This is a genomic window from Pseudomonas sp. MYb327 (genome assembly GCF_040438925.1).
Lineage (GTDB): Bacteria > Pseudomonadota > Gammaproteobacteria > Pseudomonadales > Pseudomonadaceae > Aquipseudomonas.
Map to the genome: position 1 here is coordinate 1,420,039 of NZ_CP159258.1, position 14,997 is coordinate 1,435,035.

The window sequence follows — 14,997 nt, forward strand, 5'->3', positions numbered from 1 at the left end:
GTGTCCAAAAAGCTATTTGCCATCATGGAGCGGTTTTGACAGCCTTTGATCCGGTTTTTTGCTCTACGAGCTTGTACGCCACGTAATACTTGTAGATGTTTCCAACGTAATCGACGGTTTCCCGGCCGACCACTTGCGCCGCCGCCTGTTCGACGTTGCCAAACCAGATGTTTTTGTCCAACCCGGATTTTTCCGCCAATGCCCGAAACTTGCGCAGGTTGCCCGGCCCGGCGTTGTAGGCGGCAAAGGTCATCAGGGTTTTGTTCACTTGCGTCAATTGCGGATCGTTCAGGTACTTGTCCGCGAGCAAGCGCATGTACTTGCTGCCGGCCTCAATGTTTTTGTCGGCGCTCTTGTCGATGCCCCCGATTGCGACAGTCGGGTCCTGGGCGGTTTTGGGCAGCAACTGCATCACGCCGACCGCCCCTCTGGGGCTGCGCGCTTTTTGGTCGAGTTGCGACTCTTGAAAACCCTGGGCCATGAGCATCAAGTGATCGAACCCATAAGTGCTGGCATGGCGACTGAAGATGTCCACCATCTCCTGAAACTTTTGCATCTCGGCTTCTGACGTAGCGTTGAGCACCCGTTTGCTGCTGTTGGTGACGTACTTGGTTCGCAGGCTGTTGCCGAAGGTCGTACCGACCTTGTGGGTTTTGACGAAGGCGTCCAGCTGACTCTTGAACTGTGGGCTGTCCTTGCGAATCGCCCAGGCGAATTCGGAGTTGTCATGCAGGTAAAATTTTTCCTGAATCTTCATGTCGGTGTACAGCGGCGCCCAGATCTTCGCGATGTAGCGATCCACCACCGTGGCGTTGAGCAGGCCGGCATTGACCATCTCCAACAGGTCTTCGGACTCGAGGTTTTCATCGGCTGCCTTTAAATCTATGGGGGCCAAGCCTTGCTCCTTGAACGAGGCATTGAGTGCCTGAAGATGTTCGTAATAGCTACTGGAAGCGCGGACGGTAATTTCCTGGCCCGAAAGGTCTTCGAGCTTTTCCAGGGGCTTGCTGTCAGGGCCAGTGACCACCACTTCCGGGATGTTCACCGCGAACGGGTCGGTGAAGTCCACGTCCTTCAAGCGTTCTTCGGTGATGGTCAGGCCGCCGACGGCGATGTCGCCAACACCTTTCATCAGTTTGGGCATCAGTTCGTTGCGAGCGGTTGGAATGAACATGACGCGCCATTGCATGGATTTTTTCGAATAGGGCTGGGACTTGTTCAGCCAGGCTTCAAGTCCTTTGCCCAGCTCATAGCTGAGGCCTTGCTGACGGCCGCGATTGAGTTCGAAAAACGTTTTGCTGTAGGGCACAAGCACCCGGACTAACCGGCGCTCACGCATACCCTCGAAATCCCCGACCCAGTCCGGCAGAACCGGCAAGACCAGTTTTTGTACTTCAGCTTCTTCAGCCGGTGTCAGTTCGACGGCAGGCAATTCGGGGGTTGTTTGTGCCTGCGCCGTGTTGAGCAAAAACAGCATCAGTAAGAGGGCAAATGTGCGGCAGTGACTCCATACAATGTTCATGTTTACCCACCGGCAGGCAGAGAGATCGGATCGAACTTCAATACGGCCAAAGGCTTGCCATTTGCCGTCGCAAAAGGCTGCAAGCCAACTGATAAATTCACTATAGAAGTGCTTGGGCGTTCAGCAATTTTTACCTACCGCTCATCGCCCATCTCACGGGCTTGGCGTCATGTACTGGTGTCGGGTAAATCCTTGGCTATACATAACTTTGCTTGGGTATCTGTCCCAGCCTGCCGACAGGTAGCGGTCAGAGGCGCCTTTTTATGTGCAACTCACGTTATGCCGTTCCAATTCTGAGCTTGTTGATGGCCAATGCTGCCAGCGCCGCGGAAACGTCGCGCCTGCGTGACGTTAATCTTGAGGATCGGGCCAATGGCATGCTCGCGTTGATGTCATACGCCATGACGCCGGACCTCACCTCCAGCTCGCTGAGCATAAACGACAACAGCGCCGGTAATCCGAGCCTGACGATGACTCAGGCGGGCGGCGGCTCCACGCTTGGCAAGGAAGTTCCTATCTACCTTGAAGGCGCGGTTGCCTACAGTCGCTACGACCCGCGCTTTGTGGCCACTGATGGCGAGCAAACCCAAACCATTCCGGTGAAATGGAACTCGATCTCCGCCACGGGCGGCATTGGCTACGATTTCCCTTTGACCGACGAACTGGCACTGCGCCCGATCTTCAACTTCGCGGCGGGTTACTTGACCAGTGATATCAATGCAGCGCGCCTGTTCATCAACCGTCGTTTTGATCGTGATATCAAGTTCCTCGACAATGGACATATGACCGCCGTAGGCCTAGGCGGTGCCCTGATGCTGGACCTGGAGCGCGTGCGGCCAAATTACGAGCTCGATGTCGAGTTGCGCTACAGCTACATGAATTTGCAGAACGTCGGCGGCAAAAACGATATCGATGGGCAAGCCATTGCCGACTCCGTCAACCTCTACACCCGTTGGCGGGCGCCCACCGGCTTAATGGCGTTGCAGAGGCCGCTGCGCTATGTGCTGGAAGTTTCTCACTCGGAGTATTTGGGTGATCAGCGTGGGGTGTTGGGGTTTGATCGGCTTTCGACCGTAGGGGCAGGGCTGGAGTTGGATTCCAGTGCTTACGACGTCTTTATCACCCGCACGCGGCTGGTGGTGCGGCATGTGATGGGGGATCACGTTTCCGGTGTTTCGGTGGGCCTGGCGTGCAGCTTTTAACGCCGAAGCCGAGCCAGCCCACCGAGGCCGTCTAGTCTCGCCGTGCGCTGCGCCTCGCGACACCGGCAACGCTGACGGGCGTCAGAGGGCGGCCGACCACTGCCTCCGCTGGCGGCACCAAGCTGTGCACGCCGGGGATCGACAACGCTTCTCCCACTTCCATTGCACACATCAAAACGAATCCCGCCAGAAGCAAGCCGGCTGATTTCATCAAGAGGTTCATTTGGTTTTTCCTCGCACAAAGTTGCTGGGCAAGTCTTCGGCGTTGGGCAGGTCTTTCAGGTCGATTTTTTGGGCATTGGTCGAATTTTTGAATGTGAAATCGCCGGATTCCGCGGTATCGCCACTTTTAAAATCGCTGAGCTGGATGCTGTACTGCGGACTGCCCGCAATCGTTTTTGAAGTGATGACGTATCGGCAAGGGTAGGGGCGGTCGCCCTGGGCGATCCATATCTGCCAATCGACGTCTTGCTTCCTGAACGCCAAGTGGTCGCATTCGGTACCGCCGATAACGCCACTGCCCAGATCCTTGATGTCGGTTACGCCTGCCATCAATTCATCCTGGGGGTTGGGCATGAACAGGTCCGCGCCGGGAAGTGGCCTGTTGAGTTTATGCTTCAACTCATCGAGCAGATGGTCAACCGTGCCCGGGACTTCGACCTGCGTGTAGATGTTTTTGCCTTTTCCCAACAACGTCAGGGTCTTGCCATCAAACACCATTTCAAGGTCGGCAAACCCGCTGGCGCGTGTACTGCGCAACTTGTCAGGCCGGCTGATGGCAACCGTGCCTGAACCTGCCAAAGCCAGTCGTTGCTGGTCTTTGGTGACAACTTCAAGAATGGTGTCGTAATTGAACGATATGTTTTTTTGCGCTGACATATAGTCGGACATGTTCTTGATCAAGCTTTTGGCATAGGCCTCATCGGCGTGTGCCGCTGTCGTTACGCCAAGTCCGATGATCAATACAAGGCCCGCTCCAGCGCAGCGGGACAAAGCGCTTTCGAGCAACTTTGGGGCGATCTTTTCCATGGCAGGTCACCGCTGTAAGAATGCCGGGTTGGCAATGCGGACCTATAACGCTAGTCCCATCAACAGCAGTTCGCCTTATATTGCTCGACCATTCATCTGAGGTTTTTAGTTCGCTCTAACTCTGAGTAATTCAAGTTAATGCTGATTCGACACTGAACCTGTGGCGAGGGAGCAAGCTCCCTCGCCACGTTTATTTACTGTTTCGGTTCACCGAACACCGGCCGGAAGAAGCTGCGCTCATAACTGAGGATGCAGCGGGTTTCTTCTGCGTACTTGAAGGCGGCGATGCACTCCGGATCGTTCATCGATTGTTGGCGATAGGTTTCGTAGGCCGCGAGGCTGGGGAAAGTGAACATGGCCAGGGCAATGTTGCTGGCGCCTTCAGACGGTAAAAAGTAGCCGTGATGCTGGCCGCCGAACTTCTCCACCAGGGGAATCCACAGCTTGCCGTAGTGTTCAAACGCTTCGAGCTTGTACGGGTCCAGCACATATTTCAGGTAACAGGTAACCATCGGTTTTCTCTCTGTCAGGGTTCACGTTTTTCAGTCGTTGAATCGTCCGGCAGATCGCGCAAAACCCGCGCAATCACTAGAGGTACATCCTCACCGTTGGCATCGCGCTTGAGCCATTCGGCTGGCGGCCAGCCCACCACGTTGAGGAAGGTTCGGGAGAACGAGGCTTGCGAGCTGTAGCCCACCGTGGTGGCGATCACTTTAATCTGCACGCCATCGCGCAATAAATCCTGGGCCAGCTTCATTCGCCAGGCGGTGACGTAGCCCATTGGCGAAATTTCCATGATCCGGGTGAAGCACGCGGAGAATTTCGACCGTGACATGTTCGCCAGGCTGGCCATTTTCTCGACGGTCCAGAGTGCCTCGGGTTCCTGGTGTATGCGATTGAACACCGCCCCGAGCCGACCGTCCTGAAGGGCGTAAAGCAGGCCGCTGGAAATCCTGCCCTCCAGGACCGAGCGCCGCACCAGTAGTACGAAAAGGTATTCGAGCAGCAGGTTCAGTGCCTTGCCACGACCGGGGGCCATATCCTGGAATTCATTGATCAGCGTGCCGAGCAGGGGAGCGAGGTTGTCCAGTTCCCTGAATGGAAACACCAGGGTTTCCTTGAGCCCGAGGGGGAAGGGCTGCAAGGCATTGCGCCCGAACTGGAACGAGGCGCAGATCAGCTCCGCGCCCTCGATCGAACTGCGCAACTGGTATCGGCAGCTGCTGGGGCAGAACAACACGCTGGGCTCGCTGATGGAAATCTTCGGCCGCCCCGGCTGCACCAGGTCGATGCCGCCGCGGCTGATCACATGGATAAACGCCATGCCCGGCGGCTTGTCGAGCACCAGCGTGCCATCCACCGGACCGGAGAAAAACAGCCGGCCTTGCAGGTTCGTGCGCTCGAAGAATTCAGAAAGAATATCCATGTTGGGGACGCCCGGATAAAGACTCTGTACGTCCTGGCAAAAGTGGCGCAGGGCGCGGCCGTAGGATGAAGTTCTCGCCGACGTAAAGCAATGAGCCTTTAGGGTGCTATGCGAAGCGCGATTTTTCTGTCCACGCCCGGAGATCCCTTGATATGAGCAACGATTCGAACCGCGTCGCCCCCCAGTACGCCGACCCGGCAGAGCCTGCACTGCCAAACCCGGGCATGTTGCTTGACCTGTCACGCACGGCGCTGGTGGTGATCGACCCGCAGATCGACTTCCTCAGCCCCGAAGGTGTGAGCTGGAGCGTCTTCGGCAAGAGCGTTGTCGAGCACGACGTGGTCAATCACCTCGGCCAGTTGTTCGCCGCCGCCAAAGAGGCCGGCATCACCGTCGCCGTTTCCCCGCATTACTACTATCCGTGTGACCACGAATGGCATTTCGGCGGGCCGCTGGAAAAGGTCATGCACGGCATCTGCATGTTCGACCGCAAGGGCCCGCTGAGCCTCGACGGTTTCGAAAACTCCGGCGCCGATTTCATGCCCGAGTTCAAGCCATTCATTCTCGACGGCAAAACCATCATCGCTTCGCCGCACAAGGTCTACGGCCCGGAAACCAATGACCTGGCCCTGCAACTGCGCAAGCACGGTGTGTCGCAAGTCATCCTGGCGGGGATGGCGGCGAACCTTTGCGTCGAGTCGCACTTGCGTGAGCTGCTGGAGCAGGGTTTCGAAGTGGCCGTAGTACGTGATGCCACCGCCGGCCCGACGACTCCCGAAGGCGATGGTTACCTGGCTGCGCTGATCAACTACCGCTACATCGCCAACGCCCTGTGGACCACGGCGCAAACCGTGGATTTTCTCAAGGCCTGATCATTCCCTGCCGGAGCAAACTTGCTCGCGATGACGTCTGTGAAATCGCCATCGCCGGCAAGCCGGGCTCCTACAGGATTTGTGCTGTTGTGGGCAATATCCAATTGCCATCATCTCCGCTAGAATGCGCGCCGTCCGAGAGATGGATCCCGGGCGTTTTCTCATGGAGTTGTGCAGTGAAATACGTCAGTAAAGTTGTTGCTACCACCCTGTTGGGTCTCGTATTGGCCGGTTGCAGCGGCGCCCCGATGAACACCCAGCATTACGACAGCAACCAGTACACCGTGCTCGGCCACAGCGAAGCGAGCGCCACCGGCCTGATGTTGTTCGGCGTGATCCCTATCCGGCAGAACAGCCGTTTTGTGCGTGCACAGGACGCGGCGATCAAAGCCAAGGGCGGCGATGCCATGATCAACACTCAAGTGCAGGAACGCTGGTTCTGGGCATGGGTCCTGAACGGCTACACCACCAAGGTTTCCGGTGATGTGATCAAGCTGAAAAACGTGCAGTAAATGTCACGAACAAAAAATCCGGAGATTCTCCGGATTTTTTTTGCGCGCTTGCGGCGTATCAGTGCCCGGTCCCTTACACGGGTATGGGCGCGGGTGGCGTGGCGGTCTGGGCCTGGGCGGTCGTGGTCAGGCTGCACAACAGGGGCAGCAGGGCGAGGGGAAAATGGGACGGGCCGCCCAACGGGAACAAGCTCCCTCGCCACGGGTTCAGCGTCACGCTTGACTGATTGGCGATCGGGTAATTCTTCACGGTCATACTGCCCAATATCGATGTAAGGCAGGATTGGCGTTGACGTCGAATGGCCTCGCTGAGCGATGGCTGAAAGACTTTGGTATAGCCGCCAGTCATGATGAAATAGCCGCCACTTTTTGCCGTGCGCAACATCTGCTCTGGAGCTGTCGATGAACAAAGCCGTGGTAACGACTTTCGCCTTTCTGCTGGGGGCAGGTTTGTTCAGCGCGTCGGCAAACGCGGCCGGTGACGCCGAGGCGGGCGGGAAACTGTTCAAACGGGTGTGCGGCGGCTGCCATCAGATCGGCGAGTCGGCGCGTGCATTTTTCGGTCCGCAACTCAACGGCGTGGTTGGACGTGTGGCGGGGAGCACCACGGACTATCAGTACTCTGACGCCATGAAGTCTTCGGGCATCGTCTGGACGCGGGAAAAACTGGCGGCGTACATCGAAGATCCGAAAGCTGTGGTGTCCGGTACGCGGATGATTTTCTGGGGCATCAGCGATCAGGAAAAAATCGATGATTTGTTGGCGTACCTGGAGACTTTTCAGGTGCAGTGATGGTTTAGAAGCCAGATCAAAAGATCGCAGCCTCGGCATCTCCAACAGGGGATTCGAAGGCTGCGATCTTTTGCTTTTTAACGACGCAATTGCGCGCAGTGATCTTCTTCCGGTTGAGCCGCCGTGTACCACACGTAATCAGCGCTGTCGGCGGCCACGGTCTTGCCCGCTTCGGCGAGGATCAGCACCGCGTTGCCCTGGCCGGCGCCGAGGTCCTGCAAGTGCAACGGCACGCCCAGATCCTTGCGCACATGAAACGCCCCGGCCAACAGCAGTGCCGGTGTAGGTGCGGCGATCAGGCGCTCGGCCATGCGCCGGTCGCGTTGTTGCTGCACGGCAAGCATCGCCGGCATCTGTGACTCCGGCAACAAGCCGCAATGGGACTGGCGAATGTCCTCCAGCAACGTCGTTTGTACCTGCCGGGCGGTGGACGCTTCACCGTTCAACGTCGGACGCTGTTGGTAAATCTGCATGATCTGCGACCGATCCAGATTGGCCGCCAGCAGCGGGTAGGGTTGACGCAACGCGTAGTTGACCAAAGCACCGTAAACGCCCCAATCCCAACTCGCTTGCCAGGCCAGTGCCTGATAAGGATCGGCCAGCGGTTGACCGGCCCGGGTGGCGGTCTGCGCCGCATCGACTTTCGCCTGTTGATCGGGGTTGAGCATTTCCATCAGCAGGCTGCCCTGCGGACGTTGCTTGGCCAGTTCGCGCAGCAACCACAGTTGCAAGGCATGGTGATCGGGGTTGTCGTGTTGTTCTCCGACCAACACCCGCGGCGAGACGGCCAAGCGTTCGACCAGCGCCTGCGGCGTAATAGTTCGGCCGGTGGCGAGTTCGCGGATCACGCCGAAATCGCTGTGATCCCGACCTTGCGGCGCGATGGGTGCCGGTGGCGGCGATACGTCACGGGATTGGCAGGCCGACAACAGGATGAACAGGCATAACAGAAGAATGCGCATCGGTTTTCCTCAAACGATTGCCGTCCTTACTCGCAAAGGAGGCGGGTTTCAGCGCGCGATGATCAGCGGGTGGCCGCGTTCCGGGTGGCGGTGGATCAGGACTTGCAGCCCATAAACCGCCTCCAGCGCTTCGGCGGTGAGCACTTCATCCGGCGTGCCGTAGGCGTGGGGGCGACCGTCCTGCAACAGCAGCAAGTGATCGCAATAACGTGCCGCCAGGTTGAGGTCATGCAGGATCACCAGCACCGCCGCGCCACGGGTGGCAAAGTCGCGCACTGCTTGCAGGATAGTGTGCTGGTGCAGTGGGTCGAGCATGGACGTGGGTTCATCGAGCAGCAGGGTCTGCCCCTCGGCGCCCGGCCACAGTTGCGCGAGTACCCGTGCCAGATGCACGCGCTGGCGTTCGCCACCGGACAGGGCGAGATAGCTGCGCCCGGCCAGGTGCAGGGCGTCGGCTGCACCCAGCGCTTCGGCGACAATTTCGGCATCACGCACGCGGCCACTGGCATAGGGCAAGCGGCCCATGCCCACCACTTCGTTGACCGAAAACGCAAAGCTCAGGCTCGAACTCTGGGGCAGTACCGCCAGGCGTTTGGCTCGCTCCTGACCGGGCCAGTCTGCCAGCTGGCGGCCGTCCAGGCTGACCGTGCCTGCGCTGGCCGGCAACTCATCGCACAAGGCGGCGAGCAGGGTGCTTTTGCCGGCACCGTTGGGGCCCAGCACGCCGAGGACTTGCCCCGCACGCAACTCGATGTCGATGTTCGTCAGCACCGTGCGACTGCCGCGCCGCACCAGCAAGTTGTTTGCTCGCAACATCAGGTGCGCCCCCGTACCAGCAAATAGAGAAAGAAGGGTGCACCAATGAGTGCGGTGACGATGCCGATCGGCAATTCGGCCGGCGCCAGCATCAGGCGGGCGACCAGATCAGCCAACAGCAACAGGCTGGAACCGGCGAGCAATGACGCTGGCAGCAATACGCGATGATCGGGCCCGACCAGCAGCCGCATCAAGTGCGGAACCACCAGGCCGATAAAACCGATCAGGCCCGCCGCGGCAACGGCCGCACCGACGCCCAGCGCCGTGCAAAGCACCAGCTCCAGTTTGATCCGCTCGACATCGAAACCGAGGTGACGCGCTTCCGATTCACCCAGCAGCATCGCATTGAGTGCCGCTGCGCGACGAGGCAACCACAGCGCCACGCCGACCGCGACAATCAGCAATGGCCACAAGCGCGGATAGCTGGCGCCGTTAAGGCTGCCCAGGTTCCAAAAGGTCAGGGTGCGCAGGGTGGCATCGTCAGCCAGGTAGGTGAACAATCCGACCCCGGCACCGGCCATGGCCGTCATCGCGACGCCCGCTAATAGCATGGTGGCGACGTTGGTCTGGCCATTGCTGCGGCCGAAGCGATACACCACCGCCGTGACGATCAAACCACCGACGAAGGCGCAGACCGACAGCAGATACGGCTCGATGGCCGGCGGCAATCCGCCCAGCAGGCTGCCGCCGACAATGGCGATGGCCGCGCCCAGGGCGGCACCACCGGACACGCCGACCAGCCCCGGATCCGCCAACGGGTTGCGAAACAACCCCTGCATGGCCACGCCGGACAACGCCAGCACCGAACCGACCGCAATGCCGAGCAAACTGCGCGGCAGGCGAATCTGCCCGAGGATCAGCTCGGCCTGTTGAGTATCGCCGCCGTCCACCGGCAACCCGAACAGTCGCAGCCCGGCCAGCAAGGTATCGCCCAGCGGCAGGCTGACCGGCCCGAGCGCCAGGGACAGCCAGAACACCAACAGCAGCAACAGGCCCAGGAATATCAGCATCGGCCGCGGCCGAACGATGGCGGTCATCGGTTGCGCTCGGCGGCCAGCATTGATTTCACACGCATCAGGAGACTTCCTTGGTCGATCAGATAGCGGGTGATGATGCCACCGACGCACGGCTTGTGCACACGCGTCTAACCAGCGTAGTTGGCTGGCCGGGCCGGCGGGTCTTGATGAGAGGGACATAATAAAGGGCCTCAATTGAGGCCCTTTATTGGGTGGAGATCCATTGCAGAAGCGAACCTGCTCGCGAAGGCGGTGGTTCAGACAGAGCATGGGTGTCTGACATTGCGCATTCGCGAGCAGGCTTCCTTCCACAGGTTTTTGTGTTACCCGTCAATGGCGGCCAATGCCCTGGAAACCCCCGCGCCGTAAAACGGATCGGCCTTGGTGCAGTGCGTGATATGGCGCTGTTGAACCTCTTGGGACACGCCACTGAGTGCGCGCGCAGTGTTTTCGAACAGCGCTTGTTTCTGCGCTTGCGACATCAAGCGGAACAGGTTCCCCGGTTGTTCGAAATGGTCCTCATCCACGCGATGATCCCAATGTCCGGCCGCCCCGGAAATCCTCAGCGGCGGTTCACGGAAATCCGGTTGATCGTCCCATTCGCCCTGGCTGTTGGGCGCATACGCCAACTGACCGCCGTAGTTGCCATCGATCCGCATGGCACCGTCGCGGTGGAAGCTGTGCACCGGACAACGGGCGGCGTTGACCGGGATCTGGTGATGATTGACCCCCAGCCGATAACGTGCGGCATCACCGTAGGCGAACAGGCGTGCCTGCAACATCCGGTCTGGGGAAAAGCCGATGCCGGGCACCACGTTGGACGGTGAAAACGCCGCCTGCTCGACTTCGGCGAAGACGTTTTCCGGGTTTCGGTTCAACTCGAAGTAACCCACTTCGATCAGCGGATAGTCCTCGTGCGGCCACACCTTTGTAAGGTCGAACGGATTGACGGCGTGATCCCGGGCCTGGTCCTCCGACATGACCTGGATATAGAAGGTCCAGCGCGGAAAGTCGCGCACTTCGATGCTCTCGAACAGGTCCCGATGATGACTTTCCCGGTCCCGGCCAATGAGGTTTTGTGCCTGTGCATCGCTGAGGTTCTGAATACCCTGTTGGGACTTGAAGGTGAACTTGACCCAGTGCCGCTCGTTGTTGGCGTTGATCAGGCTGAAGGTGTGGCTGCCGAAACCATGCATATGCCGATAGCTGCGCGGAATGCCGCGCTCGCTCATGACGATGGTCACTTGATGCAAGGCTTCGGGCAACGACGTCCAGAAATCCCAGTTGCTTTGTGCGTTGCGCATGCCTGTGCGGGGGTCGCGTTTGACTGCATGGTTGAGGTCCGGGAAACGCAACGGATCGCGGAAAAAGAACACCGGCGTGTTGTTGCCGACCAGATCCCAGTTGCCTTGCTCGGTGTAGAACTTCAAGGCGAACCCACGGATATCCCGTTCGGCATCGGCCGCACCGCGTTCCCCGGCAACGGTGGAGAAACGCGTGAAGATCGGCGTTTGCTTGCCCACTTCGGAAAACAGCCGGGCCTTGGTGTAGCGCGTGATGTCGTGGGTCACAGTGAACGTGCCATAGGCGCCGGAACCCTTGGCATGCATACGGCGCTCCGGGATCACTTCGCGGTCGAAATGGGCGAGCTTTTCCAGTAACCAGACATCCTGTAATAGTGCGGGGCCGCGAGGACCGGCAGTCTGGATGTTGAAATTGTCGACGACGGGTGCACCGTTGATTGAAGTTAGTTTGTTTTTTGACATGGCATTGGCTCTTTAAATTGATAGTTAAAGTTGTGTCGGAGTAGTTGGCGTGTAAAGCAGATAAAGAAAATGGTATTTAATTCAGCGGCGCAGTGCATCGCTGCGAACGGTCGCTTAATGCACGCATGAGTCTGATTTCGTTATACCTGTGTATTGATTGTCTATTGTCTTTAAAGTCAAAGCCAGTCAGTCAGTGCCGACGTTTTTTCAATGCATTTTCAATACACGCCAACAGCGCATCGGTATGGAAAGGCTTGGAAAAATAGCCCTCCGGTGTTCGCACATTGGCACCGAACGCAGGGGGCATGCCGGGCTTTCCGGTGATGAATAACGTGGGGATATGGGTATTTCTCGCCGCCAGCGCTTCATACATTTGTACGCCGCACATGCCGGGCATCTGGATGTCCGAAATCAGGCAATCGGTTTGCTCAGGTCCGCTGGATGCTAAAAATGCATAGGCACTGGTGTAGGTTTTTACTGTGTAACCGTAAGAGCGTAACAAACTGTCCAGAGAAATAAGGATAAGTTCGTCATCATCAACAACTGAAATAATAGGTGAGTTGGACATGTAAAAACCTTGCGTTGTTGCGAGTGGCGCTATGGCGCCCGCCATAGTTGCAAGATACGCGCTCCAAAAAAGCGGAATAGTATACTTGTGTATGTTTGATGGCCTTTTCGCGGTAGTTGCGATGGATTATCAAAATCAGTGACTGTTCATTATTTGCCTGAGCCGCTTCGCAACGCTTGAAACAGACACGTCACCATGGTTGCCCCTCGCTCAGGTTGTCCTCGATCAACGAGATGAAATGTGCGTTGCGCCGGGTGCATTCTTCGAAGAACCGCTTGCTGGCGCTGTCCTTGTTGGCGATGGCGGATTCGTAGTAGTCGCGCAGCAGGGCGTCGGCGGCGCGGAGTCGGTTTGTCCGCTGGTCAATGCCCTGCAGGCAGTCGGCAAAACAGTTCGGCTGTTGAATGTCATTCAAGCTGTAAAGGGCTGCCTTCTCGGTGTAGCCCCCGAGGTCGGTGATGCCCGTAGCCAGGAAATCCGCATAGTCGGTATTGGTCCGAACCAGTCGGTGAAACATCTGTTGTACCGGCAGGAAACTGACGTTGCGCAACGTCTGCTGGCCGCGTTTGATCTGCGCGAGAAGGGCCAGGGCGGTGCTCAGGATGTCTGTCAGTACTTCGATGATTTCTACGCGCTCGGCGGTCGATAGAGATGTGTGCGCGCCGTAGCGGCTGATGCGCAGTGGATGACTGGCGATGTACAGCTTTTGCAATGCGTTCATGACAACCGTCCCCAGGCAAGCGCATCGGCGCGATGAGTTGATGCATTCGATGTGGCCAGAATAAATCGACACGTGCCCGATAACACTCGTACCTCAAGACGGTGCGCTAGCACATGGGGGCTAGGCCCGTCATACCCAGGTATGAGTGGTTAGCACTGAGGTAGGAGTGTCTCGGGTAATTAGGCAACTTACAGTGCGTGGTCAATTGAACGGCTGTCTTCCGTTGGCCCGCGCAGGGCCTTCTCCCATGAACCCTGATCCGTCTGATACAGCCATCGCACGCAGGTCGCCGCTGGCAAAAAAAGGCTGTGGAGAAATCAATCATGTTCACGTTCCTGCAGGCTCATCCGTTGATCTGCGGTGTCATCCTGATCCTGATCGATCTGGCGGCGTGGCAGTTGATCGATGCCTCGCGGCAAAACCTGCGAATTTGCGTGCGCATTGGGATTTTCGTGGCCTTCAGTTGGGTCATGACCGCAGCCGGCATCAGCCCGCTGCAACCACCGCTATGGCCGGAGGACGCCATTCTCAACCTGATGGGCACGGTATTGGGCATCGGCTGGTGGCTGTTCGCGGCCAGGACCGTGACCATCATCCTCGGCTATGGCTTGATGTCCCGCGCCGGGCACAGCGTACGCTTGCTTTACGACTTGATGGGCGCGGTGATTTTCCTGATCGCCATTGTCGGCGCGGCGGCCTATGTCTTGCAGTTGCCGGTCAAGGGTTTGCTGGCGACATCCGGGGCGATGGCGATCATCGTCGGCCTGGCCTTGCAAAGCACCTTGAGCGACGTGTTTTCCGGCATTGTGCTCAACACTACCAAGCCCTACCAACTCAATGACCGGATTGCCATCGATGGCACCCAGGGCACCGTGGTAGAGATCGACTGGCGCTCGACCCATTTGATGACCGACATGGGCGGTATCGCGGTGGTACCCAACTCGGTGGCGGCGAAAGCACGGATCATTAATTACAGTCGCCCAGGCGATGTGCATGGGCTCAGTGTGGTTGTTGCCGTGCCGAGCAGCGTGCGTCCGCGCCGGGCCATCGATGCCCTGGAAAAAACCTTGCGTGGCACCCGGGCGTTACTGACAACGCGCCGCGCCAAGGTTTCGGTGAAAAGCTCTCACCTTGAGTACACCGAGTACGAACTCAAGGGTTTTATCGAATCGGCCAAGAGCAAGAATGAGGTGTGCAACCTGATGTTCGACCTCGCCCATCGTCACCTCGAGGCCGCGGGTGTCAGTTGGGGCGGCGGCCAGGATGAGCAACTGTGGAACCGCCAGCGCCGACTGCTGGAAGACGTGCGGATTTTCCGCTCCTTGAGCAACGATGAGCGCGAGCGCCTGGTGGACGAAATGACCCCGTTGGACTACCAGGCCGACCAGGTGATCCTGGCGTTCGGCGAGGTTGCCGATTGCCTGATGATCATCAGTACCGGCGTGGTTTCGGTGTCGATCCACGACGGCGAAAAACTGATCGAGGCGGGGCGCATGGGCCCGGGTGAAGTGTTGGGCGAGGAGGGCATTCTTGCCGATAGTCCATCGCGCGGGGAGTTTCGCACTATCACCAGCGGCCGACTGTTTCGCATCGACAAAACCATGTTCAGCAACCAGCTGGAACACCTCGGCGAACTGAAAACCGCCCTGAGCCATTTACAGGATCAGCGCCAGGAAATTCGCGAGACCGTGGTCATGCAAAAGCCCATTGCGATAAAAAGGAGCGGACTGCTTCACTGGTTGCTACAGCGCAAATGAAACACCCTAACACTGCCCCCTGTGGCGAGGGAGCTT

16 protein-coding genes are annotated in these 14,997 nt (G+C 58.3%); 5 read left to right on the plus strand and 11 right to left on the minus strand.

Annotated elements, in window-relative coordinates:
- Positions 1-22 precede the first annotated feature (22 nt).
- Positions 23-1,522: a lytic transglycosylase F gene (locus ABVN21_RS06280; protein ID WP_339556361.1), complete on the minus strand. Its 1,500-nt coding sequence runs from the start codon at positions 1,520-1,522 to the stop codon at positions 23-25.
- 263 nt (positions 1,523-1,785) lie between these two features.
- Here ABVN21_RS06280 and ABVN21_RS06285 point away from each other — a divergent pair, with 263 nt between their 5' ends.
- Positions 1,786-2,724 (plus strand): autotransporter domain-containing protein, encoded by a 939-nt coding sequence (locus ABVN21_RS06285; RefSeq protein WP_339556360.1) that lies wholly within the window; start codon positions 1,786-1,788, stop codon positions 2,722-2,724.
- A 219-nt stretch (positions 2,725-2,943) separates the two neighbouring features.
- Here the strand turns inward: ABVN21_RS06285 and ABVN21_RS06290 are convergent, their stop codons facing one another.
- The 3 genes from ABVN21_RS06290 to ABVN21_RS06300 all read right to left on the minus strand — a co-directional run bounded on the left by ABVN21_RS06290 (position 2,944) and on the right by ABVN21_RS06300 (position 5,179).
- Positions 2,944-3,753 (minus strand): DUF2092 domain-containing protein, encoded by an 810-nt coding sequence (locus ABVN21_RS06290; protein ID WP_339556359.1) that lies wholly within the window; start codon positions 3,751-3,753, stop codon positions 2,944-2,946.
- 194 nt (positions 3,754-3,947) lie between these two features.
- Complete coding sequence (locus ABVN21_RS06295) at positions 3,948-4,265, minus strand: NIPSNAP family protein (RefSeq protein WP_339556358.1); 318 nt, start codon at positions 4,263-4,265, stop codon at positions 3,948-3,950.
- A gap of 14 nt (positions 4,266-4,279) precedes the next feature.
- Positions 4,280-5,179, minus strand: coding sequence for an AraC family transcriptional regulator (locus ABVN21_RS06300; protein ID WP_339556357.1), 900 nt, complete (start codon positions 5,177-5,179; stop codon positions 4,280-4,282).
- A gap of 152 nt (positions 5,180-5,331) precedes the next feature.
- On the opposite strand from ABVN21_RS06300, the gene ABVN21_RS06305 reads away from it, so the two are divergent.
- Together ABVN21_RS06305 and ABVN21_RS06310 are read left to right on the plus strand one after the other, a co-directional pair.
- On the plus strand, positions 5,332-6,051 hold the full coding sequence (locus ABVN21_RS06305) for a cysteine hydrolase (RefSeq protein ID WP_339556356.1): 720 nt from the start codon (positions 5,332-5,334) through the stop codon (positions 6,049-6,051).
- A gap of 176 nt (positions 6,052-6,227) precedes the next feature.
- Entirely contained in the window at positions 6,228-6,563 is a 336-nt protein-coding gene (locus ABVN21_RS06310; RefSeq protein WP_339556355.1) for a hypothetical protein, read from the plus strand.
- 73 nt (positions 6,564-6,636) lie between these two features.
- Here ABVN21_RS06310 and ABVN21_RS06315 read toward each other — a convergent pair whose 3' ends face one another.
- On the minus strand, positions 6,637-6,945 hold the full coding sequence (locus ABVN21_RS06315; protein ID WP_339556354.1) for a hypothetical protein: 309 nt from the start codon (positions 6,943-6,945) through the stop codon (positions 6,637-6,639).
- Positions 6,946-6,965: 20 nt separating this feature from the next.
- Between ABVN21_RS06315 and ABVN21_RS06320 the strand changes: the two genes are divergently transcribed.
- Entirely contained in the window at positions 6,966-7,355 is a 390-nt protein-coding gene (locus tag ABVN21_RS06320) for a cytochrome c family protein (RefSeq protein ID WP_339556353.1), read from the plus strand.
- 77 nt (positions 7,356-7,432) lie between these two features.
- On the opposite strand, the gene ABVN21_RS06325 is transcribed toward ABVN21_RS06320, so the two are convergent.
- The 6 genes from ABVN21_RS06325 to ABVN21_RS06350 all read right to left on the minus strand — a co-directional run bounded on the left by ABVN21_RS06325 (position 7,433) and on the right by ABVN21_RS06350 (position 13,204).
- On the minus strand, positions 7,433-8,317 hold the full coding sequence (locus tag ABVN21_RS06325; protein ID WP_339556352.1) for a ChaN family lipoprotein: 885 nt from the start codon (positions 8,315-8,317) through the stop codon (positions 7,433-7,435).
- A 48-nt stretch (positions 8,318-8,365) separates the two neighbouring features.
- On the minus strand, positions 8,366-9,133 hold the full coding sequence (locus ABVN21_RS06330; RefSeq protein WP_339556351.1) for a heme ABC transporter ATP-binding protein: 768 nt from the start codon (positions 9,131-9,133) through the stop codon (positions 8,366-8,368).
- Positions 9,133-10,116, minus strand: coding sequence for an iron ABC transporter permease (locus ABVN21_RS06335; RefSeq protein ID WP_339556376.1), 984 nt, complete (start codon positions 10,114-10,116; stop codon positions 9,133-9,135). The genes ABVN21_RS06330 and ABVN21_RS06335 overlap by 1 nt, the downstream gene beginning before the upstream one ends.
- 356 nt (positions 10,117-10,472) lie before the next feature.
- Positions 10,473-11,915, minus strand: coding sequence for a catalase (locus ABVN21_RS06340; protein WP_339556350.1), 1,443 nt, complete (start codon positions 11,913-11,915; stop codon positions 10,473-10,475).
- A gap of 190 nt (positions 11,916-12,105) precedes the next feature.
- Positions 12,106-12,483: a response regulator gene (locus ABVN21_RS06345; RefSeq protein ID WP_339556349.1), complete on the minus strand. Its 378-nt coding sequence runs from the start codon at positions 12,481-12,483 to the stop codon at positions 12,106-12,108.
- A 190-nt stretch (positions 12,484-12,673) separates the two neighbouring features.
- The gene (locus ABVN21_RS06350) at positions 12,674-13,204 is read right to left on the minus strand and encodes a ferritin-like domain-containing protein (RefSeq protein WP_339556348.1); all 531 of its coding nucleotides are present in this window, start codon (positions 13,202-13,204) and stop codon (positions 12,674-12,676) included.
- A gap of 323 nt (positions 13,205-13,527) precedes the next feature.
- Here ABVN21_RS06350 and ABVN21_RS06355 point away from each other — a divergent pair, with 323 nt between their 5' ends.
- Positions 13,528-14,961, plus strand: a complete 1,434-nt coding sequence (locus tag ABVN21_RS06355) for a mechanosensitive ion channel family protein (protein ID WP_339556347.1) — start codon at positions 13,528-13,530, stop codon at positions 14,959-14,961.
- Positions 14,962-14,997: the final 36 nt, after the last annotated feature.

Excerpts from the sequence above, each read along its gene's own strand:
- ABVN21_RS06280 (WP_339556361.1), bottom strand. The coding sequence starts at position 1,522 with ATGAACATTGTATGGAGTCACTGCCGCACATTTGCCCTCTTACTGATG.
- ABVN21_RS06285 (WP_339556360.1), top strand. The coding sequence starts at position 1,786 with ATGTGCAACTCACGTTATGCCGTTCCAATTCTGAGCTTGTTGATGGCC.
- ABVN21_RS06290 (WP_339556359.1), bottom strand. The coding sequence starts at position 3,753 with ATGGAAAAGATCGCCCCAAAGTTGCTCGAAAGCGCTTTGTCCCGCTGC.
- ABVN21_RS06295 (WP_339556358.1), bottom strand. The coding sequence starts at position 4,265 with ATGGTTACCTGTTACCTGAAATATGTGCTGGACCCGTACAAGCTCGAA.
- ABVN21_RS06300 (WP_339556357.1), bottom strand. The coding sequence starts at position 5,179 with ATGGATATTCTTTCTGAATTCTTCGAGCGCACGAACCTGCAAGGCCGG.
- ABVN21_RS06305 (WP_339556356.1), top strand. The coding sequence starts at position 5,332 with ATGAGCAACGATTCGAACCGCGTCGCCCCCCAGTACGCCGACCCGGCA.
- ABVN21_RS06320 (WP_339556353.1), top strand. The coding sequence starts at position 6,966 with ATGAACAAAGCCGTGGTAACGACTTTCGCCTTTCTGCTGGGGGCAGGT.
- ABVN21_RS06325 (WP_339556352.1), bottom strand. The coding sequence starts at position 8,317 with ATGCGCATTCTTCTGTTATGCCTGTTCATCCTGTTGTCGGCCTGCCAA.
- ABVN21_RS06330 (WP_339556351.1), bottom strand. The coding sequence starts at position 9,133 with ATGTTGCGAGCAAACAACTTGCTGGTGCGGCGCGGCAGTCGCACGGTG.
- ABVN21_RS06340 (WP_339556350.1), bottom strand. The coding sequence starts at position 11,915 with ATGTCAAAAAACAAACTAACTTCAATCAACGGTGCACCCGTCGTCGAC.
- ABVN21_RS06345 (WP_339556349.1), bottom strand. The coding sequence starts at position 12,483 with ATGTCCAACTCACCTATTATTTCAGTTGTTGATGATGACGAACTTATC.
- ABVN21_RS06350 (WP_339556348.1), bottom strand. The coding sequence starts at position 13,204 with ATGAACGCATTGCAAAAGCTGTACATCGCCAGTCATCCACTGCGCATC.
- ABVN21_RS06355 (WP_339556347.1), top strand. The coding sequence starts at position 13,528 with ATGTTCACGTTCCTGCAGGCTCATCCGTTGATCTGCGGTGTCATCCTG.